Below are 24,977 nucleotides of genomic sequence, written 5' to 3'. Positions count from 1 at the left end.
GTCCATGCCATTGATCGCTCCATCTCTCGCAAGGACGGCGTGAATCGTAACATTCTGGTATTGCTCAACAACTTTTGGATCAGGCTCTGAAACTGGAAGGCGAAGCCATTGCACTGTAGCTGAAGCCGGTTCGCCCGTAGCGAGAAAGAGGAGCGCGAGATGCCGCCGCGCGGCGGGCAACGGCTTATCTGGCCAGCTTGTAAACAAGCGCTCCACTTCCATGTTAGCGGCAGGAACGTCGAGCTTGGCCGCAATGCCAGCTGGTCTCGGATCGTAAGTAACAATAAGTCGCGACGGTCTCGGCTAATCGTGCGCCTTGGTGGCGCATAAAATCGCAGTTCAAACCGGATATATTCTCGCTGGTAACGGCAGTTGGCTGCCATCGCGCAAGGCGCCCTCGACTGCTACGTGCACTGGGGCAGGCCCAAATGCGCTCCGACGGTCCGAGAGGATCGAAACCGGCCCGGATCGTCAATCGCCGAAACAAACGTCAGCGAGATCAGCGCCCCGACACCCGGCACGGTCATCAGTAACTGCGCCCTCTCGTCCTGGCGCGCCCGACTGTTGATCAGACCATCGAGCCGTCGGAACTGCTCAAGCAGCGTAGCTCGCGCCTTCAACAGGGCATCCACGGCGTGGTCGATTCCGGGGGGGCGATGCCGCTAGTTCCCGCACCCGCCCCTCGAAGGTCTTGCGGTTCGTCGGCCCTACCTTCAGGCCATAACCACGCAGCAGTCCGCGCAGGCACAGCTCAAGATCGATGTACTTCGACTGCAGCATCTTGCGGCCAGCAAGGAGCGTCCGGTTCTCCTACGCTTCCTGTGACTTGCAATGAACCCAGCGGCATTGCCCAGACGCATCAACTGGGCAATGCCGCGGGCATTCTTGGGGTCGGTCTTCACCGGCATTGATCGGAATGCATCGCGAACCTGGCGGGTCTCGAGCAGGACCACTGGAAACTTCGCCTCGATCATCGCTGCATAGAGCCACTGCGACAGCGGACCGGCTTTCAGGCCGATTGCCGCCATCTCAAGGTTCAGACCTTCGAACCAGGCGATGATTGCCTCCGGCTCGCTGGCAACGCGTGCCTCCTTCACGATACTGCCTGCAGCATCCACAATGCAGAAATGCTAGACTTCCAGCGAAACGTCGATCCCGGTATAGTAGCTCACGGTAGCCTCCCTCGATGCTTGGCGCAGCCCAACCGCTGACGCCATTCAACCGTCGTACCGGGAGGCCTCCAACCCTGCATCAGAGATGCGCGACCGGTGCCGGATCGTTACACCATCTAAATAATGCCGAAACCGCGCTGATCGGGCATGGATGGATGAACAGAATGATCGGTCGAGAACGGCATGAGCGAGGCTTCGAAGTTCAATACCAAAGCGGGACCAGCTATTGGTCCTGCACCACTTTCTCGGCTCCATTGGCAAACACATGGCCATTGGAAAGCCGAGGAAACCACTGCCGATCAAGAACTCGTGGGTTCTTGTAACTGGGGCCTCGACCGGCCTGGGCAGAGCGTGTGCCCTCCGCTTGGCGGCATCGTACCAGGCCAAGCCCCTGATTGCTGGACGAAGGCTCGATAACTTGCGGGAGCTACAGGGCGAAATCGACGAGCGGTTCAATGTGCCGTGCGAGATCATAGTGGCTGATCAACATGAAATTGATGGAAGAAAGAAAATCGCGGCCAAGGTTGCAGAATTGCAAGTGACAGCCGCTTTGTTGGCCGCCGGGTTGACGAGCGTCGGTCCATTTGATGCAGGCCATGCCGACGCTTATGTCGAGGTAATTGAAACAAACATACTCGGCTTCACGGATTTGCTGGCTCGCCTGATTGCGATTTTCAGACAGCAGCCGTTTGAACCCTCAGTAATCGCCGTGCCGAGCCTGGCGGGAGAAACATCCGTGTCCTTCCAAGCGGTCTACGGCGCGTCGAAAGCCTATGTGAGCACCCTCATGCGGGCGCTTTCCGTCGAGGTTGCCGGGACGGGCGTGAGCGTTGGGTCTTTTGCCCCCGGTGGAATCGACACAGACATGGCTGCCCTTCGCGATTTGAAGTGGGGGAGGTTGGGTTTGATGAACGTTGACCGATCGCGGCGCATGCCGTCCACGCTCTGGTTCATCGGCAATCCTTCGCCATACCGGGGATGGGCAACCGGCTCACATATTTGGCGAGCAGGGCTCTACCTCGATCGTTGATGAGCCGCCTTGCCGCCCTCCCATATCGTCGTCCGCGATGACCGACATGCTCAAGGAATAGGTCGAACATGCAGTTGCATGCCCACCGGTAGCCTCTGCTGGCATCGTACCAGATTTGTTCGCCCTTAGCGTGCAGATACGACACTTTCGTGTAGTCACCCCTCGTAGTCGAGGCCGGTGCGTGCTCGTTCCGCGTCCTGGGGACCGTGTTCAACATCCGCTTCGGGCTCGAGTCGACAGAATTGACCGTACTGTCCCGTCGTATCGCGGTGCACGGTGCGGGGATTGCTCCGGTCGCGGTTTCCGCCAACCAGTACACCGCGATCAGCGACAGCCGGGTGGGCGTGACCACGCTCGGCGAACCCGAGCTTGCCCGGCGGACCGCCTCGCACGGCATCATGTCCTTCGACGGCGAAACGCTCGAACAGGCGGCGGCTGAACCGACCGACACGCGGATGCGCTATGCCGCGCGGGCCAGCCCTGCCGCGCCCGTACAGGCCAGCCCTGGCGTTCAACACGCCGACCATTCAAGGCTGGCTGTCGAGCACGATCTGCCCCTCGTAGTGCCCCGGTCGGGCGGCGATGCGCTTGCCGTTGACGGTCAGCGTCAGCGCGCCCGACCCGCCGTCAATCCGCGCCCCCGCATCGATCACCAACCGGTTGAGGTAGCTGGCGCCCGTCACCGTCCAGCGCGAACCGGGCGCGAGGTGGACGACCATGCCATCGGGGCGCGGATCAGGCACCGCTGTATCGACCACGTTTCCGATCTCGCGGTACGTCGCGCGCGTGGGTGCCGTGCCGCTGGCCGGCGCGGCGCGCGCGGTAGAAATGCGCCCGGTAATATGGGCATCTGCTCCAAAGGTAAGGTTCATCCCGCCTTGCGCCACGCGTGCGTTCCAGAAATCGCCAATAAGCCCGACATGGGCGAAGTGGGCCACGACATCGGGGTTGGGCCGCGCCCCCTGGGGCCGAGCGTCGTCAGGCCCCATGCCCGGCGGGAAGGCGCTCATCCCTTCGGGAAGTTCCCCGCGCATGAGCTGTTGCATCACCGGATCGTCGTTCTCCATCGCCTGAAGGATCACGCCGGTTGCGCTGGTGATCCGCGCATCGTCGACAAGGATGGTTGTCGCCACCCCCTTGACCTCGATCGCCGCACGGCCCGCGTGGATCTCGCTTCCACCATCAATGGTCAGCGTGCCCCCGCCCAGACCGGAATGCATCATCACTCCATACGTGCCCGCCTCCACCCGCGTAGCGTCGGTCAGCGTCAGCGAGCCCTGCGCCGCCATGATCGCCCCCACTTCGGGCGAGCGCAGGATGGAATGCGCGAAGGTGTTGAGCGAATCGCCAATCGAATACGTGCCATAGCCGGTATCGGTCAGCTCGATCAGGCTGTCCTTGACGATCATGCGTACATGCTGCGGGGCGTCGGTCGATAAGCCCCCCCAACCCTGCGAGCGGATGTGCGAATTGGTAATGTACAGCGTGCCGTTGCCGACCAGGTTGCTCGCGCGCACGTTGCCCGACACGCCCAGCATCCAGGGAGCCTCCATCATCCGCCCCAGGTCCACGGTGAAGTGATACCCCTTGGGCAGCGTTCCGTTGAGCGTCTCGATCTCGGCGTTGTCGACATGGACGACCGCGTCATCGCCGGTGAACAGCGCGGTACGGATCGCGCCGTGCGTGCGGATGATCGGGCGCTCGATCGTCAGATCGACCTTGCCCGTCGCCATGATCGCAGCGCCGAAGCCGGCAAAGTCGTTGCCCCCGTTGCCGACCATGTCGATCACCGGATGATCGAGCCGATAGGAACCGTTTCCGGTCACGATAACACCGTTGAAGTCCGGCCCGACCGACCGGATATCGAGCCGCTGTGCCTTGCCCGCTTCGGCTGAACCCTGTCCCAGTGCGGCCTTGACCGACTTGGACCAGACCGGAACGCCATTCTCGACGTAGAGCGCGGTGCGCATCTGCTGCACCGGCAGATCGAGGAAGTGCAGGGGAATATCGTCCGTCACGCTGAGCGTCACGTCACCGGTGTAAGTGCCTGGCGCAAGCGGCGTCTCGATCCCATCGACGGTAAGTGTGAGCTGCTTGCCCTGGGGGGCCTGCGGGAGTTCTCCGGCCCGCAGCGTAAGCGTGTCGAAATGCCGGGTCGCAGCCACCAGCGCCGGAGCCTCAGCGGCCAGCGCACTGGGTGCGCCGGCCAGCGGGACAAGCCCGAGGGCCAGAATAAGAGCGGCAAGACTGCAGGTGGATTTGTTCATCGCCGGGGTTTCCTTGAAACGGGGAGAGAAGATACGCGCCATCGCCGGAGGTGACCGGATAGGCCCTTTCCAGTCGCACGCGCACCGATCGATGCGCCGGGAAAATTTCTAGAACTTGAAGCCGAGCACCATGCCGTAGGTGCGCGGCGGCTCGACCTGCGTGTTGCTGCCATCGGTCGCCGACTTCACCGCCTCGTTGGTGAGATTGCGGATATAGGCGGAGATCCACCAGGCTCCCTCGTCAGGCTTGAAATCGGCGTTGAGGTCATACTTCACGTAGCTGGGCTGGATATAGAGATCTCCCACGCGCACCCCGTCCGAAGTCACCGCGTCGTTGAGGTAGTTGAACCCGTTGAGATAGTACCTGGAGGAATAGCGCAGCCCCCCCCCGACCGAGAGCACTCCGCCCAGCATCGCGAAACCGTGCTTGTAACTGGCGTTGATCGCCACCTTGGGCGAAAGCGGCAACGTGGCGCCATCGGTCTGGTAGTAGATGTTCGAGCCCGAGACGGTCGCATCGCTGGGTACACTAGCCCCCGAAGGCACCGACAGACCCACCTCCTCGTTTGCGGCGCCCTTGGCCGACAGGTAAGCCACCGAGACCTGGAAATGATCGGCAATGGTCGGGTCCCATACCATTTCGCTTTCCACCCCGAAGATGTGGACCCGCTTGGCGTTGGTCAGTTGATTGCAGACCACGTCGTCGCCGAAATAGTCCGGCGCCGCGCCGTTGGGGCAAGCCGAATCCGGGTCTGCGGTGGTGGTGAAATAGGTATACTGACGATTGCGGAAGTCGGTGAAGTAGGCCGAGAGGTTGAGCGTCAACCCGGCCCCCAGGCTGTTCTTCGTGCCGATCTCGAAATTGGTCATCGATTCCGGCTTGCTGAACAGCGAAGTGTTGAGGAACGTGTTGCCATCGAGATCGGTGAGGTATTCGCTCGCCGAGGTATCGACGCCGCCGGGGCGGTAACCGGTCGCCACTGTGGCGTAGAACATCATGCCCGGCGTCAGGTCGTACTGCGCCTGCACACGCCAGTCGACGTGGTGCCAGGTGCGCGCGCCCGACAGGCTGGAGGAACTGTCGACCGTCACGAAGTCCTTCTTGTCCTGCGTGTAGCGCAGCCCCCCGGTCAGCGAGAAACGGTCGGTCAGGTGCCCGGTCAGGCTAGCGAAACCGGCGATCGAGCTTTGCCCTTCGTTGACGTGACGCGAATATTCGCCCTGATAATAAACCGCGTTGGTGTTCTGGTAATAGAATCCCGTCTGCCAGTCGATCGGCCCGCCTGCCTTGGAATTGAGCCGCGTCTCGACCGAGGTGGAATCGCCGTCGATGGTATTGGGATAATACGTGTAGGTGTAAGGGTCGTCAGTACTCACGTACTGGGCCAGTACACGGTTGCGGTTCACCTTGTTGTAGGAGGGAATGACGGTCAGGTCGGCAAAGCCAAGATCCGCCTCCAGTTCACCCCAAACCTTGTAGAAGCTGTCGTCCTGGCGCGATCCAGGGACCTGACCGGTAACCCCGCCGTCCTTGGTCACGTCGTCCCACGGATTGGCAGGCGCATCGCCCAGGGCATAGGCCGCGACACCGGTCCCGCTGCCGCCGACCGCCAGCGCGCCGCCCAGGTGGGTGTACTGCGCTCCCACCAACACGCGCAGCCCCGTACCGGGATCGTACTGGATCTTGGCACGCGCCGATAGCACGTCGGCCGAATCCCCGCCCGAGGTATAATACCCATTGCGATAGAGCCGCTGGCCCGCCACGCGTACGGCCAGACTGTCAGCCAGCGGCACATTGATGAACACCGATCCGCGCGCAAGGCCATAGTTGCCGGCCTCGACCGTCGCTCCGCCACCTAGGGTCGGCTCGGGATTGGCGGTAACGACATTGACCACCCCCGCCTCGGCGCCGCTGCCGTACAGCGTACCCTGCGGCCCGCGCAGCACCTCGACGCGCTGGATATCATAGAACACGCCCGTCCCCGGATCGCCCAGCAGCGAAGAGGACACCGAATTGTCAAAATAGACCGCGACCGCCGGATCAGTCTTGCCCAGCGCCCCCGACATGCCCTCCACGCCGCGCATGTTGATGTTGACCGAACCGTAGGCCGCAGTCGTAAAGTTGACCCCGGCCACCTGGTCGAGCACATCGCGCAACTCGGTCTTGCCCTGCTGGTTGAGACTGTCGCCGGTCATCGCCACGATGGAGATCGGGGTATCCTGCAGTGTCGTCGCAGTCTTCTGCGCGGTCACGACGATCTCGTTCATCGACACCTGCCGACCGGGCGCGGCATTGGCCTGCGCGCTCGCCGAGGAATCCTCCTGATCGCCTGTGGCCTGAGCCCAGGCCAGTGCCGGGCTCAACGCCAGGGCGGGCGAAAGGCACAGCAACGCTGCCTTGCGGTTCATACATCTTCTCCCTTGTACGCCGCGAGCACGGCGCCATCATCTTGTCTGACCAAGGGAGCTAATCGTCACCTTCGCAATTTTATAATTGAACCTCTTCATAGGTATCCATTGAAAATTACAATTGTTGATTTTTGTAACGGAAGCAAAAATGCTACTGTAGCGCTACAATAACAAAGTGCAGCCACGGGTGATCTGTATTTTCAGACGTCGATCACCGCAGCGCGCGAATTCATGCATGGGGGCACATCACAATGCCGTCGGGGGTGGTCACATCATCAAAGCCCTAAGAGCCCGTTTGAGAATGGGTTGATGTGGCGGCGCGGGCGTGATTCAAGCTTGGGATGTGGACCCGAGCGAGCCGTAGCCGGATGGCCAGATTTGAAAAGCGATCGAAGCGCTATCCGACCGATCTGACCGACGAAGAATGGCTGTTCATTCAGCCGTTTCTCCCGCCCGTGGCCAAGCGCGGTCACAAGCCAGAGACGGACCTGCGTGATGTCCTCGATGCGCTGCGCTATCTGGCCCGAACAGGTGGTGGATGGCGGATGTTGCCGAACGACTTCCCGCCCTGGCAGACGGTGTATTGGTGGTTTCGCCGTTTCGTGCGCCGACTGCTGTTCCGCACGCTCCACGACGTTACCCTCATGCTGGACCGTGAACGCGAAGGCCGTGAACAAAGCCCGACGGCGGCCGTCGTGGATAGTCAGTCGATCAAGGCCCCAGCGGCAGAAAAACGAGGCTTTGATGCGGGCAAGAAGGTCCTCGGTCGTAAACGGCACATTGCTGTCGATACCGATGGCCGATTGCTCATGGTCAATCTGACCACTGCCGACATCTCCGACAGCGCTGGCGCTCAAACGATCGTCGCGACCATTCGCAAGCGATGGCCCTGGCTGAAGCATTTGTTCGCCGACGGCGCCTACGATCGCACCCGTCTGATGGACGCCGCTGCCTATCAGGACTTCGTTCTCGAGATCATCCGCCGCTCCGACAAAGAGGCGGGCTTCAAGGTGCTGCCGAGGCGCTGGGTCGTCGAACGCACCTTCGGTTGGATGACCCGGTGGAAACGCCTCGCCCGCGACTACGAGCAGCGGATCGACGTCTCGGAGGCCATGATCCATGTCGCCCTAGGCAGTCTCATGCTCCGCAGAATTGTCCATCCATGACATTCTCAAACGGACTCTGAGGTTGATTTAGGATTTGTCGCCGAAGATGAGGTCGTCCTCACTGGACGCTTTGGTGATGGGAGCTATGGCGCACGAAAATTCAAAGCGAACGATCCAGCAATTCAGGGGATGGAATACGGCAAACCGTACACTCAGAGAATTCTGACGTGACACCGAGCATTCCTCCATCGGGAACTAAAATTGCGATCCATTGGCGAGCGGCTAGCCGATTGCCGCCTGTCCGCAGCTGGGCACGGAAAATCGGCGGTTGAAGGACCGCAAAGGGTCGGGCCCGGAGCTAAGAGGCCTCGCCGATGTGCTCACGCAGCCAGAGGGCCTCATCGCTGGGATTGCGATGAAAATGACGTTTGAAATCCCGGCTGAACTGCGCGGGGCTGGCGTAGCCGACCTGCATCGCGACAGTCGATATGGCCGCTTCGCGCCGCGCGATCATCATGCGCGCCTCGTGCAGGCGCATGGCCTTGATGTACTGAATGGGTGAACTTCCGGTAAGCGCCTTGAAACCGGCGTGGTATGACGCAACGCTCATCCCCGCAGCCTGGGCAAGGGCCGGGACGGTGAGTTTTTCGTGATAGCGTTCGCGGATCTCCGACAGGCTCTTTACGATCCGGTTCGCCGCTCCTTCGTGCTGCAGGGCGGCGAGGAGCGGCCGGGCTTGCGGCCCCGTCATGACCCGAAAATGCAATTCACGAATAAGGCCCGGTCCCAGGATAGTGCACTCCTGCGGTGTCTGGAGAGCCTCCAGCAACCGTCGCAGCGCATCGCGAATGGAAGGCTCCATCGGGCTCGAGACCAGACTGCGTGCCTGTTCGCGGGTCTGCGAGGCGTCCACCGCCATCATCTTGGGGGCCATCACGGCAGCGATCTCGGCCGCGACATGAAGGTCGAAATCGAGATAGACGGCGAGCAAGGGGCAACTGGCATCCGCCTGTGAGGCCATACGAAACGGCACGGGCACTGAGACGGCGAGGTAGTGATCGGCATCGTAGCGATAGACATCGCCATCGAGAAACCCTTGCTTCGATCCTTGCAACACGAAGACAGCTCCGGGCCGGTAAAGTACCGGCACGTCCTCGAGCATAGCTTGCGAGCGCAGGATGCGCAGGCCGGGAAGGCTGGACGCATTGTACCCGTGCCGCGGCGCAAGACTGGCCGCCAATTCCACGAGAGGAGGCGTTGTGCGTGACGATGCCATAGGATTGAGCAAGGAGTTCAGAGAAAATGCCGTTTTAGGGCCGACGTGATCATACCATTTGGCAAGGTGTAAAAGCAACCAGCAGGAACACCGCCATGTCGCAACACACGTTCTTCATCACCGGGGCGAATTCCGGTTTCGGATTCGCCATCGCCAAGGCCGCCCTCGATGCTGGCCACCGGGTTATCGGCGCGGTCCGCTCCGAGGCGGCGCGAGATCGTCTGGCCGAGGCTCTGCCCGAAGTCGTGACGGTCTTGTGCGATGTGACGCGCTTCGAGATGATCGCCGGAATTGTCGATCGCGCCGACAGCGAACATGGCCCGATCGATGTCCTCATCAACAATGCCGGATATGGTCATGAAGGCATCCTTGAGGAATCGCCTCTCGACGAAATGCGCCGCCAGTTCGACGTCAACGTCTTCGGAGCGGTTGCCGTCGCCAAGGCGTTCCTTCCTCGCTTTCGCGAACGGCGCTGTGGATTTATCGTCAACGTGACGTCGATGGGCGGGATGATAACCATGCCCGGGATCGCCTATTATTGCGGCAGCAAGTTTGCGCTTCAGGGCATTTCGGAAGTGATGCGCGCGGAGATGGCGCCCTTCGGCGTTCACGTCACGGCCCTGTGCCCCGGCTCCTTCCGCACCGATTGGGCGGGGCGATCGATGGTGCGAAGTCCACGCGCCATTGCCGACTATGACGCCCAGTTCGATCCGATCCGGGCCGCGCGCAAAGAAAAGAGCGGCAAACAGGCTGGCGATCCCGTCAGGCTGGCCAAGGCTGTCCTTACCCTGATCGATGCCGATGCGCCGCCACCACAGTTGCTGCTGGGTAGCGATGCCCTGCGCCTGGTTCGCGAACGCTTCAGGCAGATGGAACGTGAGGTCGATGAATGGGAGAGCCTGACCTTGTCGACGGATGGCTGAGTTAAACGCTGAGCGATGACTGGCTGCAGATTAGCAGAACGTCCGTACTTAGGGAGCGGATATTGGCAGCTGAGCGTCTTCAGAGGGTCGGTTTAGCTTGTGCTACGCTATCCGCTCGATGGCCTGGCGTTTCCACGACGCGATCGATCCGAGCGGTTCCGTTTTCTAAATTGAACGACTGAAGGCAATAGGTACGACTTGGTCGGTGGGCGCACGCTGGCTGCTGCTCGAAATGCACCGTCAGGGCGGGACTCGGCCCGAGCCCGCCAAATGTTTCATCAAGCAAGATGAGGATCGCATACCTGACACAGGTCACGACTTGGACGAACACGCCAAGTTGGGCCTGTCAATGTTGCCCGAATACACTGTTTCCGGTTGGGATGGGGGCCAGTCCCAGTGGGAGGCGCGGTAGAAGACGTGGGTCTGCTCGACGATCACGTCGGCCGTGCGTTCGGCCTGACGGCCAAGACCACTGCGCAGTTCGGCCAACGTCGAAATGGCAGCGCCCACAGCCAAGCGCGAGACATCGCCGGTCACCGTCGCTATACCTCCGCTCAGGATCACACCAGGCTTGAGGCCGTCCTTCGCCATCGTGGAAAAGGCCAGATGTGCAGGTTGCGATACATCCCGCGCCACAGGCTCAGTGGGCCCGGCTTGGATACGTGTCCGCGTGGCAAACGCGGAGCGGCCAGCACCGAACCCTACCAACAACCGTTTGGCGGTGTTGCCAGGATCCGCCTCCACAATACGGACCTGGACGAAGGCGGCCGCTTGGTCCTTGAGCTGGCCAAGGACGATGCCGGCGCTCAAACCGGCCTCGTGGTATTTTTCGAGAAGTTTCGCTTCAAGCTTGCGGGCCGCCTTGCTTGCAGCCTCCTGACCTTGAAGTCCCGGCGCGAGAGAAACCCGAAGGCAAAGGCGCGAGGCTGCCGGCAGCTCACGTGCCGGGCTCAGGGCAACGTCACCAATTTTCGTATGTGCACAGCCCGACACGAGAGCGGCGGCGCACACTGCGAGAGCCAGATGGATGTGTTGGTTGCAGAGCCTCACGGTTGCCCTCCTGGACGGGACGATGCCACCTGTCCGGTTTCAGAATTTGCCTCAACGGGCTGGGTCGCCGGCATCGACGTCGCTGGCCCGGCCCCAACGGGGGCAAGGCGGAACGCAAAGGGGTAGCGCACACCGTCGAAGTCTATGGCAAGGCGGATATCGGCATGACGGTCGTCTCGACGGACGCCGGACACGATTATCATGCCACCAAACGAGGCACCCGGATCGATCGTCGTCGTCCGGAGCGCCTGGCCACCAAGCTCTTCAAGCGTATAATCGAGCTTGTCGTCGATACCCCGGATCGCCATCGCGCCGCCTGCCACGACCGCGGCCGCCCCCGCACGTCCGGGACTGTCGTCATGCCAGCGGATCGCCTCGACATGGCCATGACCGGGCCCTCCATACCGGCGATAGTAAGTTCCTTCATTCGAAGCGGTAGAGGCGACGCCTGCAAGGACACCGGCGAGGAGAGCGGTGCCGATTTTCGCTTCGTGTGCTTTTGTCTCGGCTGCGTGGACAAGTTGATCGTAGGTCGGAATCGACGCGGGCGAACCGTTGACCGTGGCCGAAATGTTCTCGGTACCGAAATTGGCCGCGCGCATCCCCTTGTTGAAGACCGCGACAGAGAAAGCAACGCGGCCATCTTCGACCGGCAGGGGACGGATCTGCACGGATCCACGCGGCATATCGTACGACACAGTAGGCGTACCGCGCTCGTAACGTGCGGTTTCGGCGCCGATATGCACCGGATAGAGCATGACTGGCGCTTCGGCATGGACCGGGACGGTTGGAAGAGCCACCAGTGGCAGGAAGACAAGGGGGCGAAGTTTCATGTAATCTCGCTTCTGAACCGGGGATATCGCGCGCTGTGACGCATGGCGCTTAAGCGCGGGGAGGGGGGGGGATCGCGAACCTGCCGGGGGCAGGAGCAGGTTCGCCATCTGTCGGAGCCTTGCGCCTACCAACCGCCCGCAACGGACTGGACGATGACACCGCTCGACTTTCTGATCAGGACGAAATTCGTCCCCACGAAATACCACCCATAACCTGGCGACGGCGGCGCGAGTCCGTACCCCGCCGGGCTGACGACGACGTAGCCGCGCAGATCGACCGGCAAGGTCCGGCCGACAACCCAGGTCGTGTGGACATAGGCAGGCGGGACGCGGTAATATCCGTATCCGGGCGCGAAGTAGTATCCTGCCCGGGGGCCGTTGTAATGGACGAAGCCGGGATGATCGTGCCACCAGCCGGGACGCCCCCGATCAACCACGACGGTACGCCTATAGACACCATTATCGGTCTGCACGGTGGTGTGGCGCACAGTATCGGGATGGGCCGTGGTCGGGCTGATGGCGAGCAGCAGGTTGAGGACCGACCCGATGAGGCCGATCCGGCGGGCGGCCCTTTGGGGAAGAAAGTTATGCATGGTTCCAGCTCCTTGGTTGGAGCCACATTCTCACCGAGTCCCGCAACAACCATGCGTGACGAATGTAACGGAACTTGTCATGCCTCGGGCGGGACCAACTCCCCCCGCCGCAAGGAGAGGATCGCGCGGAAGCCGCCCTCGGAACGGTTCTCGAGGCGCACGTCCCCCTCATAGCGTCGCGCCAGCGCCTGAACGATGGACAGGCCAAGGCCCACTCCACCGGTGTGCCGCGCACGCGAGGGTTCACTGCGCTCGAAAGGCTGCAGGAGGCGTTCGAGATCGATCTCGGGAACACCTGGCCCCTCGTCTTCGACCGAGATGTGCACATGAGTCCGTTCCGCCAGCACCCGAACCCGCGCGCTGCCTCCGCCATAGCGCAGGGCATTGTCCAGAAGGTTGGCCATCATGCGCTGGAACGAGAGATGCGAAGCACGTACCAGCACGGCCTCGCCAATTGGAACGATGGCGATATCCTGCGCCGTGCGTTTTCTCTCAAGTGCCAGCGCAGCCAGTTCGGTGCGGACCTCACACGTTACCGGATCTGCTTCGCAGGTCGACGATTCTCGCGCAAAAGTCAGAGTGTCTGCAAGAAGTTCACGCATCTCCTCAATGTCCTGCCCGGCCAGCCGGCGCTGCTCGGAATCCTCGATGAACTCGCTGCGAAGGTCCATCCGGGTTAGATAGGTGCGATAGTCGTGCGCAATCGCCGCAAGCATCCGGGTCCGCTCTTCGAGCAGGACCTTGAGGCGCGTCCGCAAGTCCCGAATGGTCTTGCCCAGTTCGACAAATTCGCGCGGCCCAGGCAGATCCACCGTGTCGAGCCGGTCCTCGCGCACGGCCCGGGCCAGCCGTTCGACCGGTCGCGTAGACTGCGCCGCCAGCCAGAATACGATGAGCACGTCGAGCACCGCCACGACGAGCAGGAACAGCATGAGGTTACTGAGAATCTTGGTTACGGGCGCGGTGACCTTCTGCTCGATGGCCAGCGCTTGCCCATCGGGCAGCTGGACCGTGATCCGGATCGGACTCGAGGTGATCCCCGGCCTGTCGTCGAAGCTGCGCGGCACGTCGGAACCGAAAACCTGTAACCGGAACGGTCGCCCACCAAGGGCATCACGATAGAACTCCAGCGTCTCGGGCGTAACCGAGCCGGGCCTATTCACAGGCATCGAGGGGTGTAGGGCGACCTGGAGCGTGGCATCGGAAAAGGCGCGATCGAGCTCGGCGTGGGTGTCGGGCGGCGTGCGCTCGAAGGCCGCAGCTATCAACGCCACCTTGGTGGGATCAGGGAGTCGGTAGAACGGCTCCATATGCGCGGGATCGGCCATCTTCAGGAAGCCAACGATGATGCCGATCATCGCCAGAAGGTGGATGACCACGATGACAGCGATGCGTTCACGCAGGCGGATCGAGCGCATTTTCACGAGCGGATGACGTTGGGCGCGAAAAGGTATCCATCTCCGCGCACGGTACGGATCATCGCCGATTCGCGCGGATGGTCGCCCAGTTTGCGGCGCAGCCGGCTCATCTGAACGTCGATCACGCGGTCGAAGGGGTTCGCCGAGCCGCCCCGTGTCCAATCGATCAAGAGATCGCGTGAGAGCACCCGGCGCGGGTGGAGGACCAGCGCATGGAGCAGATCAAATTCGCTGGTGGTGAGGATGACCGGTTCGCCTCGGGGATCGGAAAGCTCGCGCGATCCAACGCGCAGCACCCACCCATCGAACCGGTAGGTGTCTCCACTCTCCTTGCTCCCGGCCGCCTCGATGTCGCGCGTGCGCCGGATGATGGAGCGCAGGCGGGCCAGCAGTTCGCGCTTGTTGAAGGGCTTGGCGAGATAGTCATCGGCGCCGATCTCCAGCCCGATGATGCGATCTATGGGATCGTCCTTGGCCGTGACGATCAGGATCGGTAGCCGCGGCATCTCGACGCGCAGTCGCCGGCAGATGTCGAGCCCGTCCTCGCCCGGTAGCATCAGATCGAGTATCAGGCAGTCGAGACGGGCCAGGACGTGTTCGTCCAGCCCTCGCGAACTCTCGAAGGCAGTGACCGTGAAGCCCTCACGCTCGAGAAGGGATTTGACGAGCCCGCGAATGCCAGGATCGTCCTCCACCACGGCGATCATACCTTGGGAAAAGGTCGCCTGTGATTGGGCGGTCATGAAGTCTTGCCTTCCTATGGCTCGGGGTAACGTGGAAAGCCCCTTCCTGCGCCCTAGCACGCTTTGGCCCGGAAAGGGCACGGGGGCCATTCGATACAAGCGCGGATATGGCTTGGCGCCACTTGGCGACGGCTTCGCGCAATTCGACGAGTGTGGCCTGAGCGTCCCTATCCGTATCGCCATAGGCAAAGCCGCGCGCAGCGGCCCGCCACGGTCAAAGCGGAAAGGCCGATAAGGATCGGGAGTGCCTTCATCGAATATCCCCTTATGGTCCTCGCCCGGAACGTGGGCGGGCCTCTCCCTAGACTGTCCCGGGCGCTGCAGTTTGTGGCGAACGTGAACAGACATTGCAGTTTGTAACAGGACGCGCAGGCCTGCCGTTCCCCGCTTCCTCNTGTCCCGGGCGCTGCAGTTTGTGGCGAACGTGAACAGACATTGCAGTTTGTAACAGGACGCGCAGGCCTGCCGTTCCCCGCTTCCTCAGAGCATTTTCCAGTCAGGTGGAATCACCTGACGGTTCAGAAAATGCGTCAAAACAAAAGTCTAGAGCGGTAGATCTGATGCAATCCGATCGAAAACCGCTCTAGCGAGAGTTACGTCATCCTGGCCTGCAATCACCAATGAAATAAACCGTTACAATGGTCATGATCGGGTGTTGCACTTTCCCTTCATTGCCCGGGGCTCGATTTGCAACGGGCCGCCACAGGCCGCCCCTTCCGGCCCTGGAAATACGATGTCACCTCTTCGCACCATGATCCCCGCCAGCGCGCTGATGCTCTGCGCCTGCAGCCAAGACAAACCAGCAAAAGACGAACGGCGCCCCGTTGCGGTCCTGACCGTGTCCGAGGATTCGCAGACCAACGAAACGACGTATGCGGGTGAAATTCGCTCCGCCTTCGAGAGCCAGGTCGGCTTTGAGGTGCCGGGGCGTATCACGGCGCGCACGGTTGATCCCGGCGACCTCGTCCGCGCCGGCCAGGACCTCATGCGACTGGACCCCGGCGACTATGCCCGGGCGCTCGACAGCGCAACAGCTCAGAGCCATTCCGCTCAGACGGCAGCGGCGACGCAGCGCGCAGATCTCGCCCGCTCGCGCGAACTGCTGGACAAGGGCTTCATCTCGCCTGCCGAATTCGATCAGCAAAAGGCGCAGACCGCGCAGGCCCAAGCCCAGTTGCGCACGGCCGCTGCCCAGCGCGGCACGGCCGCCGCCCAAATGGACCGCACGCGATTGCGCGCACCCCGTTCGGGCGTGGTCACCCAGGTCCAGGGCGAAGTCGGGCAGGTTGTCGGCGCCGGACAGGGCGTGGTCACGCTGGCCGACGACCGACGCCCCGAAATCGCGGTTGCCCTCCCCGAGGGCGGACTCGAACAGGTGCGCCAAGTAACGGCGCTCAGCGTCAGCGTCTGGAGCCATCCAGGGAAGCGCTATCCTGCGCACCTGCGCACGATCGCAGGTGCCGCCGACCCCACGACGCGCACTTTCGCAGCCCGAATCTCGATCGAGGCCCCACCCGAAACCCTGCTGATGGGTGAAACCGCACAATTGCACGTCCGCATCCGCTCCGGACACGGCGCCATGGACGTCCCTCTTACCGCAGTTTGGGAAAGCCACGAAGCGACGGGCTCGAGCCATGCCCGCGTCTGGGTGGTTGACCGCAAGGCCATGACAGTCGCCCCACGCCCTGTACGCCTCGGCGCGCCGGGCGGAGAAATCGTACGCATAACGAAAGGCCTGAATGCTGGCGAGACCATCGTTACCGCCGGGGTGCAACTCCTCCATTCCGGCGAGAAGGTTCGCATCGTGAAGGTGCCTTCTTCGTGAGCAATCCCTTCATGCATGATTTCAACCTGTCCCGCTGGTCGCTCGACCATCGCCAGTTCATTGGCTTTCTCGTCGCCGTGGCTGCCGTCGCCGGCCTGCTCTCGTACTTCTCGCTTGGACGCAAGGAGGATCCCGAGTTTACCGTCAAGACGATGATGATCACCGTCGGTTGGCCGGGTGCCAGTGCCGGGCAGATGGCGCAGCAGGTTATCAAGCCTATCGAGACGATGCTGGCCGAAAACATCCCTGAGATAGACTACGTGAAGAGCAAGGCTCTGCCCGGCCGGGCCACACTCAACGTCACCCTCATCTCCACGGTCAAGAGCAGCCGAATCCCGGACATCTGGTACAACGTGCGCAAGACGGTGAACGACAACCGCGCCGACCTGCCCGACGGCATCGTGGGCCCCGGTTTCAATGATGAATTCGGCACGACCTACGGCAACATCTACGCGATCACCGGCGTGGGCTTTGCCGAACCCACGCTGCGCCGTTACGCGGAAACCCTGCGCGACCGTGTGCAGCAACTGCCCGACGTCGCCAAGACCGAACTCGTCGGCGATCAGAACGAGGCGGTCTACGTGACCTACGACAGCGCCCGCCTCGCCGGGGCTGGTATCACGCCCCAGACGATCGCCGACGCGCTCGAAAGTACCAACGCCATTTCGGCATCGGGCATCATCGATGCAGGCCCCGAACGCGTACGCCTGCAGGTGAGCGGAACCTACGATGCACTGCAGGACATCGTCGCGACCCCGATCGTGATCAACGGCAAGAGCATCCGATTGGATTCCTTCGCACATATTGAACGCAAGCCCGTAGATCCAGCGAGTTTCGCGATGCGCTTCGGTGGCCAGGAGGCGGTAGGTGTCGGTATCAGCCTGCGCGCGGATGGCGATGTCGCACGGCTCGGCAAGGACCTTAAGGGCGCCATTGCACAGCTCCAGTCCGAGATGCCGCTGGGCATGAAGATCGAAACCGTGTCCGACCAGACCCGGGTGGTCGACGAATCCGTGGGCGAATTCACCCGCTCTCTGTTCGAGGCCATCGTTATCGTACTCGCGGTGAATTTCCTGTCGCTGGGTTGGCGGCCGGGAATCGTCGTCGCGCTGTGCATCCCGCTGGTGCTGGCGATGACCTTCACCGCAATGCTCTACATGGGCATCGACCTGCAACGTATCTCTTTGGGCGCGCTGATCATCGCTCTGGGCCTGCTGGTCGATGACGCGATCATCGTGGTGGAATCCATTGCGACCCACCTTGAGGCGGGCTGGACCCGCACACGTGCGGCCGTAAGCGCCTTCACCGTCACGGCCAAGCCGATGCTGATAGGCACTCTTATCACCGTTGCCGGATTCCTGCCCATTGTGATGAGCCAGGCCACCGCCAGCGAATACGTGAAATCCCTGTTCCAGGTGATTGCGCTTTCGCTGATCCTCTCATGGATCGTGGCGGTGATCTTCACGCCGTATCTCGCCTTCCACCTGCTGCCCCAGCGCGATGACGCCCGCGAGGATGCTGCCGAACCCGAAGAGCAGTATTCCGGGCACATCTACAGCTGGTTCCGCGGCGTTCTCGAAGGTTGCCTCCACCGACGCAAGCTTGTGGTGGCTGTGACGGCGGCGATCTTCATCGCCTCGCTCGCGCTGTTCCAGTTCGCGGTGCCGCGCCAGTTCTTTCCAGCCTCCGACCGGCCGGAGATCGTCGTCGATCTCCAGCTCTCGCGTAACGCCAGCTTCGCCCAGACGCGTGACCTGACCGGCCGGATGGAACGCCTGCTGGCCGAGGATACGCGTGTAACCTCTGTTACAAGCTATGTCGGCGGTGGTTCGCCGCGTTTCTACCTGCCACTGAACGTGCAGACCCCCGACCTTACGCTGGCCGAGCTGATTCTTCAGACCCGCGATGAAGAGACCCGCGAAGAGGTGATCTCCCACTTGCAGGAGCTTCTTGCCACGCGCTTCCCCGAGGTGCGCGGACGGGTCAGCCGGCTCGAGAACGGCCCTTCGGTCGGCCAACCCGTGCAATACCGAGTCTCCGGCCCGGATCTTGCCCAATTGGTGCCCGTCGCCGACCGGCTCGAGGCGCTGCTGCGCGATCAAGCCAGGGCTCGCGATGTCAGCAGCGATCTGGGCGAGCCCTTGAAAGCGATCCGCGTCGAACTTGATCAGGACAAGGTGCGCGCGCTTGGCCTTTCGACCCAGGCGGTGCAGAAATCGCTCCAGTTAGCCCTCTCGGGCGCAGGCACCACGACCTTGCGCGACCGCGATCTTGGCCTAGACGTCATCCTTCGCCTAGACGAAGCCGAGCGCACCGATCCCGGTCGGATCGCCAATCTGCCCATTGCGACGCCCCAAGGTAGCATCCCGCTTTCCCAGATCGGCCATGTCGTCGCCGCGAGCGAACCCTCTGTGCTGTATCAGCGCAATGGCCAGCCCACGATCACCGTGTCGGCCGACGTCGAGGGGGAGCAGGCCAGTGACCTCACGGCCCGGATAGCCCCCGAGATCGACAAACTGCGCTCCAGCCTGCCCGACGGCGCCAAGATCACGCAGGGGGGCTCCCAGGAGCAGAGTGCCATAAACCAGCGCGCGACAATGGCTGCGGTCCCCTTCGCCGTCTTCGTCATCGTGGTTTTGCTCATGGTGCAACTCCAGAACGTCCCCCGCATGCTGGTGGTGCTCGCCACGGGGCCGCTCGCGATGATCGGCGTTGCGCTCATCATGGCCACGTTCCGGATCCCGTTTGGCTTCGTCGCCATGCTGGGCTCGCTCGCTCTGTTCGGGATGGTCCTGCGCAATTCGGTCATTCTGATCGCGCAGATCGATGTGCTGGCCAAGCACAGCGCGACGATGCGCGAGGCCGTTCGCGAAGCGGCCGTCCACCGCCTGCGTCCGATCATGCTCACCGCCCTTGCCGCGATCCTCGCGATGATCCCGCTCACGCGTTCCACGTTCTGGGGACCGATGGCCTGGGCGATCATGGGCGGGCTGATGGTCGCGACCATCCTCACTCTCATTGTCCTGCCCGCCCTTTACGAACTGGTGTTCGACCGAGGCAACACGCAGCCGGGCAACCAGGAGCCCACGACATGATGCGCCTTCTTACTACGTGTGCAGCGACGGCCCTGTGCACCTTTGCCGTCCCGGCTGCCGCAACCGACCTCGCCGACGCCTATGCTGCGGCCGTGATGCACGATCCCGATCATGCCGTCGCGAGAGCGGCGCGCGATGCCGGTGACGAAGCCGATGTGCAGGCGCGCGCGCTCAAGCGGCCCTCCCTTCAGGCCCAGGGCGGCTATCAGTACAATGCAGCCGAGACGAACGCCCGCCTGCCCGAGGATCTCGATCCCTATTTCTCGGGCTCTCGCTCGGGAAGCCGTGCCGGCGTCGGTGTCCAGGCCGTGCAGCCAATCTACGATGCTGCCAAGTCCGCACAAGCGACCCAGCTGCACGAGAAGGCCGCAAGCGGACGAGTCCAGTTCGAAGGCGAGCAGCAAGAGCTGATCCTGCGCGTAGCCCAAGCCTATTTCGCCGTGCTCTCCGCCCAGGACGCCCTCAGCGCGAGTTCGCGGCAATACGATGCGGCCGAAGAGCAGAGACGCGGCGCACAGGCCCGCTTCGAGGCCGGGCGTGCGCGGATCACCGACGTTCGCGAGGCCGAGGCCCGGCGCGATGCCAGCGCGGTATCCCGCATCGCAGATCAGTCCGGCCTGGCCATTGCGCAAGCCTCCTTTGCCGAGCTGACAGGGCTCCCCGGAACGGATCTGGCGCGCCCCCGATCCGATCTCGTGCCCGCACTACCGCCCGTTTCACTTGAGGAGGCAACGGATATTGCCAGTAGGAGCGCACCCAACGTCCGCATCGCCGAGCATGCCGCCCGCGCGGCCGGTGCGGATATCGAGCGCTATAGCCTGGCAGGCCGCCCCGTCGTCGAAGGTGTGGCAAGTTATCAGGGACAGTACCGGCTCGGCGGGGCCGACGGGAATGCCATTCTTCCCGACCGTATCCAAACCGCATCGGTCGGGCTTCGCCTGACCGTTCCGCTCTACGCCGGGGGTGGGATCACCTCGAAACAGCGCGAGGCCGAAGCGCTGGCCACACAGGCCATGCACCAGCTGGAAGCGGCGCGCCGCGACGCCCGGCTGCAGACGCAGAAGGCCTGGTATGCCGTGCACAACGGAGCCAGACAGATCGCCGCTTTGACCGTGGCTTCCGTGTCATCCCATGCGCAACAAGATGCAGCGACGACGGGGCGCGAAGTCGGCATCCGCACCCAGAAGGACGTTCTCGATGCGCAAAGCCAGACCATCGCGACCGGCAGCGACAGGCTCAACGCCATCTACGCATACCTTCAGGCCCGCTTGCAGCTCGATGCGGCAATGGGCCGGCTTGACGAAGACGATCTGCGCACGCTCATGAGATGAATGAAATGTCCTTTTGAGTGAATTCGCCTTTTCATCCAGCCCTGGCAACTTCACGCGCCAGTTTGTCCAAACGCTTGCCAGCAGCCCCAGTAAAGTCAGGAAGTGGCGCGGTGTCGGGCGGCGCGCCTGTAGGGCTTGCCAGAGGGTCCTTCTCCACTCCCTGTTCATCGAACCGGAAATGCGGTTCTCCAGCATCCGGCTCTCGGACAAGACATCACACTTTCAAGCGCGGCAAGCATCAGTAGTCATCCTGGTACGAGCGCAGCTTGCGCTGCTTTTGCGCCTGATCGACCATTTTCGCGACGCGCCGGGCGAGGGCTTCGCCGTCCTCGCCCGGCTGCTGGCTGATCTTGAAGACGAAGGTGCTGCCACCTTGCGTGACAGGCGCGGGCTGGGCGGCCGGAGCGAGCTGACGCGCGCTTGCGCCTGAGATGCCCCCGGCAAGCCGCCCCATCGCGCGCTGCGGTCCTCCTGCGGCGCCATCGATACCATGGCCGAGGCCGGTGGCGACGTGATCGCCCATCTGCATCATCAGGCGCGAGGGGCTTTTGATCCCGAGGTAGTTCTTGAACACGGTGATGCCGTTCTTCGCCATGGCGATAAGTTTCACGCCCAGTGCCAGCGGGTTGATGGCCAGCAAGAGCCCCTGCATCATCATCGTGCCGATCTGGCGCAGCTGCGCGGGCAGGGAGCTGAAGGCGCTCTTGATCCACGCGACGCCAGACGACAGCACCGATTTGATCGCGTCCCAATTGGCATAGATGACGTAGCCGATCGCCGCGATCGCCGTTCCTCCGATCGAGAGCACCGTGTCCAAGGCTCCGCCTACAGTGATCAGAATGGGCGCGAGGGTGCCGATGGCTCCGGCGATCGCGGCGAAGCCGACCAGCAAGGGGCCGACCACGGCCGCGACGCCGCCTGCGATCACGATCCACTTGCGCATTTCGGGGGAGAGCGTGCCGAAAGCCTTGATGATGTCGGTGAAGGTCGTGATCAGCGGGGGCACCGCCGGGATGAGTTCCTGACCTACCGCAAGGCTCATGTTCTCCCAGGCGGTGGAGGCGGCGCGCACCTGGTTGGCGGTGGAGCTGCTGGTGCGGATGAGGTCCCCTTGCGCGTTCTTCGTGATTTCCCGGGCCGTTCCCGAGGACGTCGATTACCGCACGACCCGCGGTCTCGACCGCCGGCTCTTCGACATACTGCTCAAGGGCGACTGGATCGCCGCCTGTGAAACCTGTGCCATCATCGGACCAACAGGCACCGGCAGGAGTTGGCTCGCCTGTGCCATCGGTCACAAGGCGTGCCGTGACAACCGTTCGGTCTTGTACACCCGGCTCCCCCGCCTGCTCGACGAACTGGCCCTGGCCAAGGGGGATGGCCGGATCGCCGCGCGCATGAAAAGCCTCGCCAGGGTCGAGCTCCTGTTGATCGACGACTGGGGCCTTGAACCCCTGAATGGCAATGCCCGCCATCATCTCCTCGAAATCCTCGAGGACCGATACGGCCGTAAATCCACGCCGGTTACCAGCCAGCTTCCCATGGTACGTTGATTCGATCTGATCGGAGATCCCACCTACGCCGACGCCATTATGGATCGCCTCGTTCACAATACCCATCGGCTTGAACTCAGCGGCGAATCCATGCGCCGGAACGCCAGCTGCGCAGCCCCTTGACCAACCGAGAAGGACAGGGTCATTAATCAACCGCGATCTGGCCTCTACCTGATCGGGATCGTCGGAATCCGCACATTGAGGCTCACTCGGCATTGTTCAGCGCAGGAAACAGCTAAAAATCACACATTTTGATGTGCCTCATAGCAGCCCTGCCTGCGTAATATCCGTGCCCGAAGCGTGGAGGCCGGGCGTGGAGGCAAGTGCGGCGTGTGGGGGCGCGGACGGCTGGCGGGAGGGGACGCCCACGCGGATCGGCAAGCAGCGGCACGCCCCCACCCTCGGGGCGCGGGCCGCCCAGGATGGGCTAGCGGGCGGGCAGCGTCAGGCGCGGCCTACCTGCCCCAATCAATTGGTGATGATGACTTCGCCCACCCGCTCGGCCTGCGCGCTGCCGCCCACGGTATGGGACGGCTTTAAGTCTCACTCGCAGTCATCGTCTCTGCCGCCTGATGCAGGCGCGACGCCGGAGCCGCGGCCCGCCCACCGGTGATGACCTGGGTGAACCCGGGTGCGATTCTCAGTAGCAGGAAATAGCCTGCGGTGACGATGCTGATCGTGATGACAGGCAGGGTGATGTAAAGCGCAACAGAGGAGAATTCGTTCAGCGGCACTATACGGAAGACTAGCTTGCGCAGGATACGCAAGGTCGGTTCGTGAGCGGCGAACACGAAGAAGGCCGCCGGGGCCAATGCCATGCTGAGCTTCACCCAACGCGCATTGTCGAGTTGCGCGCGCGCGCAGCTGAGCGTCCATACCAGTCCAAAGCTTACACCGATCCGCTTGACCCAAAGCAAGTCGGTCGGCGAACTGCCGGTCGAGCTGATGGCAAAGCACAAGCAGGCGATAGCCCCCACGGTGAGCAAGAAGCCGCGGTCACAGCGCAAACTTGGATCGAGCCGGCGTTGGCTCATGGCGCATCCGATCGAGAAAAACAGCAGTCCATCGAGGCCCGGAACGTAGATCGGCCAGAATCCGGCGAACCAGCATGCGGCAAGAACGGCCAGGCACGGCACGGCGGCGCGCTTCATCAACCAGTGGATGACCGGGCTCAGGAGAACGAGCACCATAAGGTCGCGAATGAACCAGAACTGGTAGGCGGCGGGCGATTGGGTCAGGCCGAAGATGTCGTTGGCGTAGTCGAAAGCCGAATATTGCGCGAAGGGCTTGGTGAGATTGCTGAAATAGGCGGCCGTCTGGGGCAGGAGCTGGAGGGCGATCTTGAACGCCAGCCAGAACAGGTTCCAGAACAGGAACGGAACCAGCAGCGTCCGGAATCGATTGGCGAGCTTGTCGCGGTAGGCGCCGACGTTCCATGCGGTGTTGAAGAACAGAAGGTAGCCGGACATGAAAAAGAACAGCGGGACCGCTATTCGGGCGATCCCTTCCGAGAGGAAGGCTTGCAGGAAGCTGTTGAAGGCGAAATCGCCCCCTGCCGAACTGCTTCCGTCCGCGTAGCGCACCTGCGAGCCGGCATTGTGGATGTAAACGACAAGTACAATCAGGGGATACCGGAGCGTATCGAACAACTTGTAGATCGTCCGGTTGTCTTCATCGCTGACGGCTTTGAACATTCGACAAACCTCGGGTAGCCAAGTTGATTCGCGCGGCGACAATGGCCCGCAGGCAGCCAATTGGAAAGCCCTCCGTTTGCGAGAGCTGGATGGACTTTCGCGGCCGGCTCCGTTCACTTCGATGGCACGGATTTCAAATGATCCGGCATCCACGCCCAGGTGGGCCTTGCGCCACTGGCGGCGCTTGGAGGGGCCATGCTTGCGCCTGCACCATTCCCGGTCGCCCACTGCCTTGATGCCCGTGCTGTCGATCAACAGATGCAGCGGCTCTGCCCGGGGTTGGCAGGGGATCTCGACAAGCAGGGTCTTCTACCTCCGGCTCAAAGTGCTGCAATCCGGCACCAGCCAATCGAGCCCTGCCGTCTTGAGAAGGCTGGCGATCATGCCGGTGGTCTGGCGCAAGGGAAGCTTGAACACGCCCTTCAACGTCAGGCAGGCCAAGATCGCAGCGTCCGAGAAGACGGGCTGGCGCCCGCGCTTGCCGATGGGCGGGGCAAGCCACTGCATCGCGGGATCGAACCCGACCTGAAGCGAGCCTCTTCGCGCCAGCGCTGCGTTGCAGGACGTCCCGTTCGTCGTGCGGTAGCGTGCGCGGGGTGGTTTGCTCATCGCCTCCCCTTAGAGACCGTTTGAAAAATGCCTTTTCAGGCATTTTGATTACG

The 24,977-nt window shown here is 62.5% G+C and carries 19 protein-coding genes and 2 pseudogenes; 7 read left to right on the top strand and 14 right to left on the bottom strand.

The annotated features are described in order from the left end of the window. Positions 1 to 404 precede the first annotated feature (404 nt). Both MTR62_RS21640 and MTR62_RS13315 read right to left on the bottom strand, forming a co-directional pair. The gene (locus MTR62_RS21640) at positions 405 to 527 is read right to left on the bottom strand and encodes a transposase (RefSeq protein WP_407672683.1); all 123 of its coding nucleotides are present in this window, start codon (positions 525 to 527) and stop codon (positions 405 to 407) included. A 186-nt stretch (positions 528 to 713) separates the two neighbouring features. After that, the gene (locus tag MTR62_RS13315) at positions 714 to 1,118 is read right to left on the bottom strand and encodes a hypothetical protein (protein ID WP_327194411.1); all 405 of its coding nucleotides are present in this window, start codon (positions 1,116 to 1,118) and stop codon (positions 714 to 716) included. A gap of 418 nt (positions 1,119 to 1,536) precedes the next feature. Here MTR62_RS13315 and MTR62_RS13310 point away from each other — a divergent pair, with 418 nt between their 5' ends. Further along, on the top strand, positions 1,537 to 2,202 hold the full coding sequence (locus MTR62_RS13310; protein WP_244021664.1) for an SDR family NAD(P)-dependent oxidoreductase: 666 nt from the start codon (positions 1,537 to 1,539) through the stop codon (positions 2,200 to 2,202). Between the two features lie 155 nt (positions 2,203 to 2,357). On the opposite strand, the gene MTR62_RS13305 is transcribed toward MTR62_RS13310, so the two are convergent. The 3 genes from MTR62_RS13305 to MTR62_RS13295 form a co-directional block, all read right to left on the bottom strand. After that, the gene (locus tag MTR62_RS13305) at positions 2,358 to 2,729 is read right to left on the bottom strand and encodes a hypothetical protein (RefSeq protein ID WP_244021663.1); all 372 of its coding nucleotides are present in this window, start codon (positions 2,727 to 2,729) and stop codon (positions 2,358 to 2,360) included. Continuing rightward, on the bottom strand, positions 2,730 to 4,469 hold the full coding sequence (locus MTR62_RS13300; protein ID WP_244021662.1) for a hypothetical protein: 1,740 nt from the start codon (positions 4,467 to 4,469) through the stop codon (positions 2,730 to 2,732). A 108-nt stretch (positions 4,470 to 4,577) separates the two neighbouring features. Beyond that, positions 4,578 to 6,878, bottom strand: a complete 2,301-nt coding sequence (locus tag MTR62_RS13295; protein WP_244021661.1) for a TonB-dependent receptor — start codon at positions 6,876 to 6,878, stop codon at positions 4,578 to 4,580. Positions 6,879 to 7,219: 341 nt separating this feature from the next. Between MTR62_RS13295 and MTR62_RS13290 the strand changes: the two genes are divergently transcribed. Next, positions 7,220 to 8,044 (top strand): IS5 family transposase, encoded by an 825-nt coding sequence (locus MTR62_RS13290; protein ID WP_244021660.1) that lies wholly within the window; start codon positions 7,220 to 7,222, stop codon positions 8,042 to 8,044. A gap of 298 nt (positions 8,045 to 8,342) precedes the next feature. Here the strand turns inward: MTR62_RS13290 and MTR62_RS13285 are convergent, their stop codons facing one another. Continuing rightward, positions 8,343 to 9,230 carry an AraC family transcriptional regulator gene (locus tag MTR62_RS13285; protein ID WP_244021658.1) on the bottom strand — a complete coding sequence of 296 codons (888 nt, stop codon included), beginning with the start codon at positions 9,228 to 9,230 and terminating at the stop codon, positions 8,343 to 8,345. Between the two features lie 125 nt (positions 9,231 to 9,355). Between MTR62_RS13285 and MTR62_RS13280 the strand changes: the two genes are divergently transcribed. Continuing rightward, positions 9,356 to 10,183, top strand: a complete 828-nt coding sequence (locus tag MTR62_RS13280) for an oxidoreductase (protein ID WP_244021656.1) — start codon at positions 9,356 to 9,358, stop codon at positions 10,181 to 10,183. A 312-nt stretch (positions 10,184 to 10,495) separates the two neighbouring features. On the opposite strand, the gene MTR62_RS13275 is transcribed toward MTR62_RS13280, so the two are convergent. The 5 genes from MTR62_RS13275 to MTR62_RS13255 form a co-directional block, all read right to left on the bottom strand. Beyond that, the gene (locus MTR62_RS13275) at positions 10,496 to 11,233 is read right to left on the bottom strand and encodes a DUF4410 domain-containing protein (protein WP_244021654.1); all 738 of its coding nucleotides are present in this window, start codon (positions 11,231 to 11,233) and stop codon (positions 10,496 to 10,498) included. Further along, a complete protein-coding gene (locus tag MTR62_RS13270) occupies positions 11,230 to 12,066 on the bottom strand; it encodes a hypothetical protein (protein ID WP_244021652.1) in 837 nt (278 codons plus the stop codon). The genes MTR62_RS13275 and MTR62_RS13270 overlap by 4 nt, the downstream gene beginning before the upstream one ends. Positions 12,067 to 12,191: 125 nt before the next feature. Further along, positions 12,192 to 12,659: an RcnB family protein gene (locus MTR62_RS13265; protein WP_244021650.1), complete on the bottom strand. Its 468-nt coding sequence runs from the start codon at positions 12,657 to 12,659 to the stop codon at positions 12,192 to 12,194. Positions 12,660 to 12,736: 77 nt separating this feature from the next. Beyond that, positions 12,737 to 14,077, bottom strand: coding sequence for a sensor histidine kinase (locus tag MTR62_RS13260; RefSeq protein ID WP_244021667.1), 1,341 nt, complete (start codon positions 14,075 to 14,077; stop codon positions 12,737 to 12,739). Positions 14,078 to 14,079: 2 nt separating this feature from the next. Further along, positions 14,080 to 14,820 carry a response regulator gene (locus MTR62_RS13255; protein ID WP_244021648.1) on the bottom strand — a complete coding sequence of 247 codons (741 nt, stop codon included), beginning with the start codon at positions 14,818 to 14,820 and terminating at the stop codon, positions 14,080 to 14,082. Positions 14,821 to 15,553: 733 nt separating this feature from the next. On the opposite strand from MTR62_RS13255, the gene MTR62_RS13250 reads away from it, so the two are divergent. Genes MTR62_RS13250 through MTR62_RS13240 form a run of 3 tightly spaced genes read left to right on the top strand, consistent with a single transcriptional unit; the run spans position 15,554 to position 21,071 of the window. Beyond that, positions 15,554 to 16,645, top strand: coding sequence for an efflux RND transporter periplasmic adaptor subunit (locus tag MTR62_RS13250; protein ID WP_244021645.1), 1,092 nt, complete (start codon positions 15,554 to 15,556; stop codon positions 16,643 to 16,645). Then, positions 16,642 to 19,740 (top strand): efflux RND transporter permease subunit, encoded by a 3,099-nt coding sequence (locus tag MTR62_RS13245; protein WP_244021643.1) that lies wholly within the window; start codon positions 16,642 to 16,644, stop codon positions 19,738 to 19,740. Before MTR62_RS13250 ends, MTR62_RS13245 begins: the two co-directional genes overlap by 4 nt. Next, positions 19,737 to 21,071 (top strand): TolC family outer membrane protein, encoded by a 1,335-nt coding sequence (locus MTR62_RS13240; protein ID WP_244021641.1) that lies wholly within the window; start codon positions 19,737 to 19,739, stop codon positions 21,069 to 21,071. Before MTR62_RS13245 ends, MTR62_RS13240 begins: the two co-directional genes overlap by 4 nt. A gap of 238 nt (positions 21,072 to 21,309) precedes the next feature. Here the strand turns inward: MTR62_RS13240 and MTR62_RS13235 are convergent, their stop codons facing one another. Further along, entirely contained in the window at positions 21,310 to 22,113 is an 804-nt protein-coding gene (locus MTR62_RS13235; protein ID WP_244021639.1) for a hypothetical protein, read from the bottom strand. On the opposite strand from MTR62_RS13235, the pseudogene MTR62_RS13230 reads away from it, so the two are divergent. Beyond that, positions 22,112 to 22,744, top strand: a pseudogene (locus MTR62_RS13230) (ATP-binding protein). The gene MTR62_RS13235 and the pseudogene MTR62_RS13230 sit on opposite strands and share 2 nt — an antisense overlap. A 413-nt stretch (positions 22,745 to 23,157) precedes the next feature. Here MTR62_RS13230 and MTR62_RS13225 read toward each other — a convergent pair. Together MTR62_RS13225 and MTR62_RS13220 are read right to left on the bottom strand one after the other, a co-directional pair. Continuing rightward, positions 23,158 to 24,315, bottom strand: coding sequence for an acyltransferase family protein (locus MTR62_RS13225; protein ID WP_244021666.1), 1,158 nt, complete (start codon positions 24,313 to 24,315; stop codon positions 23,158 to 23,160). Between the two features lie 105 nt (positions 24,316 to 24,420). Then, positions 24,421 to 24,924 (bottom strand): annotated as a pseudogene (locus MTR62_RS13220) (IS5 family transposase); the annotation flags it as partial. Positions 24,925 to 24,977 lie beyond the last annotated feature (53 nt).

The sequence above is a fragment of the Novosphingobium organovorum genome (assembly GCF_022832435.1).
Lineage (GTDB): Bacteria > Pseudomonadota > Alphaproteobacteria > Sphingomonadales > Sphingomonadaceae > Novosphingobium > Novosphingobium organovorum.
Note: the sequence above shows the minus strand (reverse complement) of the source record. Positions and strands in the feature narration are given on the sequence as shown.

What these genes read in the sequence shown, in the direction of transcription:
- MTR62_RS13265 (WP_244021650.1), bottom strand. Translation starts at nt 12,659, where the DNA reads ATGCATAACTTTCTTCCCCAAAGGGCCGCCCGCCGGATCGGCCTCATC.
- MTR62_RS13250 (WP_244021645.1), top strand. Translation starts at nt 15,554, where the DNA reads ATGTCACCTCTTCGCACCATGATCCCCGCCAGCGCGCTGATGCTCTGC.
- MTR62_RS13280 (WP_244021656.1), top strand. Translation starts at nt 9,356, where the DNA reads ATGTCGCAACACACGTTCTTCATCACCGGGGCGAATTCCGGTTTCGGA.
- MTR62_RS13240 (WP_244021641.1), top strand. Translation starts at nt 19,737, where the DNA reads ATGATGCGCCTTCTTACTACGTGTGCAGCGACGGCCCTGTGCACCTTT.
- MTR62_RS13225 (WP_244021666.1), bottom strand. Translation starts at nt 24,315, where the DNA reads ATGTTCAAAGCCGTCAGCGATGAAGACAACCGGACGATCTACAAGTTG.
- MTR62_RS13270 (WP_244021652.1), bottom strand. Translation starts at nt 12,066, where the DNA reads ATGAAACTTCGCCCCCTTGTCTTCCTGCCACTGGTGGCTCTTCCAACC.
- MTR62_RS13255 (WP_244021648.1), bottom strand. Translation starts at nt 14,820, where the DNA reads ATGACCGCCCAATCACAGGCGACCTTTTCCCAAGGTATGATCGCCGTG.
- MTR62_RS21640 (WP_407672683.1), bottom strand. Translation starts at nt 527, where the DNA reads ATGACCGTGCCGGGTGTCGGGGCGCTGATCTCGCTGACGTTTGTTTCG.
- MTR62_RS13290 (WP_244021660.1), top strand. Translation starts at nt 7,220, where the DNA reads ATGTGGACCCGAGCGAGCCGTAGCCGGATGGCCAGATTTGAAAAGCGA.
- MTR62_RS13305 (WP_244021663.1), bottom strand. Translation starts at nt 2,729, where the DNA reads ATGGTCGGCGTGTTGAACGCCAGGGCTGGCCTGTACGGGCGCGGCAGG.
- MTR62_RS13260 (WP_244021667.1), bottom strand. Translation starts at nt 14,077, where the DNA reads ATGCGCTCGATCCGCCTGCGTGAACGCATCGCTGTCATCGTGGTCATC.
- MTR62_RS13295 (WP_244021661.1), bottom strand. Translation starts at nt 6,878, where the DNA reads ATGAACCGCAAGGCAGCGTTGCTGTGCCTTTCGCCCGCCCTGGCGTTG.
- MTR62_RS13300 (WP_244021662.1), bottom strand. Translation starts at nt 4,469, where the DNA reads ATGAACAAATCCACCTGCAGTCTTGCCGCTCTTATTCTGGCCCTCGGG.
- MTR62_RS13235 (WP_244021639.1), bottom strand. Translation starts at nt 22,113, where the DNA reads ATGAGCCTTGCGGTAGGTCAGGAACTCATCCCGGCGGTGCCCCCGCTG.